This window comes from Legionella sp. (genome assembly GCF_965140895.1).
Classification (GTDB): Bacteria; Pseudomonadota; Gammaproteobacteria; order Legionellales; family Legionellaceae; genus Legionella.
Genome location: NZ_CBCSKT010000061.1, coordinates 1 through 3,448, shown reverse-complemented (window position 1 = coordinate 3,448; position 3,448 = coordinate 1). Strand labels below are relative to the sequence as shown.

Here is a 3,448-nt window from a genome sequence, read left to right as displayed (position 1 = left end):
GTTTCCGTACAAATCCCAACTGATTTCCTAAGTAAAATAATAGTGTGGCGATAGTCTACGAAAAATTAATTCCTAGATCACCTATGATCCGCTAATTTACTGGATATTTTTTAATGGCGGGAATTGCTGGCATAAGTATAGTTGATGGCTGATCATATCAATTAAATCTAGAGTCATCTATTTACAAGAAGGCGGCTTTTCTACAAATGGGATTATTGAACAATCCCTAAGCTCAGGAGAAAGAGATAATAAATTAAATGAGCTACAGGCTACAATTCGTAGCTCAGAAGAAGAAGCAGATGATTGGTATATTGAAAAAGCAAAGACTATTATTGATCAGATATCCCATCAATAGTACTGACGTGTTCATCTATTAGACCACGTAACTGATTCATGGCGCGCGTCATTATGAATGTGATGTGGCTCAATAGATCTGACCAACCCAATTAACATTATGTACCTTCAAGTTAATTAACTCATAAAAACTAATAATATCGTATCATTGAAGATGTTAACCATATTTATTGACTTCGATAAGCCATATTTTTTAGGATATCTACAATAAGATTTTGACTGTGGATGTTAGTAAATACCCCCCCATTTTTTTCCTGCATTTAATATCTGCATATTTATGTAATCTTGAGGAAAAACTAAAAAAATTTTAAAAACACACTATTGTTCATAATTAGTTATAGTATACTTTAACTAAACTATTACTTTAGTGTTTTTTTCATGAAAATATCTACTAATGAGTTAATTTCTGTAGTATCCCAATTTAATCCCTGGTGGAGGGGTGAGCCCATTCAGGATTTACCTACTTGGCATCGAGCAGCTTACCATGAGCTGGAATTATGGTTAATCAATCCACCAGCACCTAGAGCAATATTTTTGTCTGGGGCTAGACAGATAGGTAAAACGACCCTTTTATTACAAGCTATTGATAAGCTTTTGAAAGAAGGGGTAAAACCAGGAAATATTTTGTATGTAACCTTTGATCATCCACTAATAAAAATGTCTGATATTGATGCTGTATTAGAGGCGTGGAGAGAACGGGAGCCTAAAACAGGTGATTTGGAATATATTTTTATTGATGAAGCTCAATTCATGCGGAGTTGGGGGACCTGGATTAAGCATCAAGTAGACTTTTCGAAGAGTAGAAGAATTTTTTTTACAGGTTCTGCAACACCAATTATAGAAGCAGAGCAAGAGTCTGGGGTAGGGCGTTGGTATACTATTCGTCTAACAACACTCTCATTTTACGAATATTTACAAATAAAAAAGATTGATTTGCCCCAGTTGCCAACTGTTAAGACATTACGAGAATTATACGAGTGGCCACAGCAGGATTTTTATAGGGTTAAGGAATTAGCGGTTCATTATGTAGGCCATTTTCATGAGTATTTATTACGAGGTGGATTTCCACAAACAGCACAAGTTGAAAGTATCACCCAGGCACAGCGCCTTTTAAGAGAAGATATAATTGATAAAGTATTAAAAAGAGATATGACAGCTTTGTTTGGTGTTCGTCGTATTTTAGAGTTAGAGCAAACCTTCCTTTATCTATGCATGCATGATGGTGGATTACTGGATATGACAGATCTTTGCAGTAATCTTGAAGTTAAGAGACCTACAATACAAAGTTATATCTCTTTATTGGAGGCTACAAATCTTATTTATCGTTTACCTCCATTTGGTTACGGTAAAGATATTTTGAGAGCTAAATATAAAATTTATTTAGCAGATGCAGCTATAGCCCCGGCCGTATTACTCAAAGATAAAAGTATTCTGGATGACCCTGAGTCATTAGGTATTGCTACAGAGACAGCTGTATTTAAACATCTATTTGCTAGATATTACTCGAAAAATGTTCGGTTTAGCTATTGGCGTGGTATCAAAGACCATGAAGTGGATGTTGTAGCACAGATAGGTGATCAAATAATTCCATTTGAAGTTAAATATCGTTCACAACATACGAATGCCAAAGCATTGAAAGGATTGTTAGAACTCTGTAAGAAAAAAAATATTGCACATGGTTATGTAGTAACTAAATCGTTAGATGACTTTGGTATTATGAAAAATCTATCAGAAATAACGACAAATGTTATGCAGATACCCGCACCATTACTTTGCTACTGGATGGGTGAATCAGAATTAAAGCAGGCATTTGGGGTTTAATATGAAACTTACCCACGCGGATTTAGGTCAAATGCTGTTACCTAACTAATATGACTAACGCGATTAATGATATGAAAACTTAAGGTTATGAAATTAGCCCTGAAATGCTCAATAGTTTATCGCCTTATCACACAGGCCATCTTAATCGATTTGGCTTATTCCTTTTGACGGGAGATAGAGAAAAATTGAGAATTGAATTAAAAATAAACGGCAAATGGTCCTTATTGTCAGGATCCCGGCCAACCCTCAGAAAGATCAACAAAAAGAAACTCTGCAATTGTTATCAGATGCAAGGATATCCTATAAGGCCCAACTAAAAAAAAATTGAAAAGCTGGCAACATCCCCTGCTTTAAACGATTCGGAAAAGGTTCAACGAATCAGGCAACTTCTGGAGGACTATCACCAGCATCTTGAAATTTATCCACCGGAACCAAAACTGGATGAATGTACAAAACAGGCGTTCGATGAGATGAACGCGCAGAATTATTATCATATCCTGGAGGATTTATCTCTAAAATTGCAGAACAGAGTGGCTGATATTTTGCGCAATATTGCATTTGATATTCCAGAAAATCAGGATATTCCTTCCATTTTGGTAGCGATTAAACACTATCAGGCTAAAACAGGTAATGTGGGAAAAGAAGCACCCGTCAGCTTTTTATCTGAAAAGGAGCAGAAAGCACTCTATTCCAGTGAAGGTAAATTCAGGATATCTCTTTACAAGGTTCTGCTGTATTTTCACGCAGCAGATGCTTTAAAAGCGGGTGTTATCAGTTTGAAACCAGCCTATCGCTACCTGTCACTGGAAAATTATTTACACCCAAAAGAACATTGGCAGGCTAACAAAAATAGGCTACTGGAAGAAGCAGGGTTGCTCGATTTTGCAGACATTGATCATTTAATTGTAGCCCTTCAAAGAAAACTTCATGGGGCATATCATAAAACCAATCGCCGTATTAAGGCAGACAAAAATCCGCACATCAAATTTGATTCAAAAGGACGGATGGTGCTGGCAACACCTAAAGTTGAAAAGATAAATACGCAATCTGTATCTTCTCTATTTGCTGATCAAAAGTAAGGCGGTAAAAATCCCCATCTAAAAAGCCTCTTCATCTCCTGTTATCTTTGCAGTTTTATAGAGGAGCAAAATAACATGACGCTAGAAGAGTTAAGGGAAGTGAAGAAAACGCGACGATTAACGAAAGAAGAAAGAGCAAGCTACCGCGAGTACTGGAAGGATTCCGGCTTAAGTAAGAAAAATTTTTGCGAGCA

Annotated in this window: 2 protein-coding genes; both read left to right on the top strand. The window is 36.4% G+C overall.

Annotated elements, in window-relative coordinates; all coding sequences use genetic code 11:
• The first annotated feature begins 732 nt into the window (after nt 1-732).
• Entirely contained in the window at nt 733-2,175 is a 1,443-nt protein-coding gene (locus ACQY7T_RS08250) for an ATP-binding protein (RefSeq protein WP_428412557.1), read from the top strand.
• Between the two features lie 470 nt (nt 2,176-2,645).
• Complete coding sequence (locus ACQY7T_RS08245) at nt 2,646-3,254, top strand: hypothetical protein (protein WP_428412555.1); 609 nt, start codon at nt 2,646-2,648, stop codon at nt 3,252-3,254.
• Nucleotides 3,255-3,448: the final 194 nt, after the last annotated feature.

Bases quoted from the DNA above. Each gene is read 5' to 3' on its own strand.
- ACQY7T_RS08250 (WP_428412557.1), top strand. From the start codon at position 733: ATGAAAATATCTACTAATGAGTTAATTTCTGTAGTATCCCAATTTAAT.
- ACQY7T_RS08245 (WP_428412555.1), top strand. From the start codon at position 2,646: ATGAACGCGCAGAATTATTATCATATCCTGGAGGATTTATCTCTAAAA.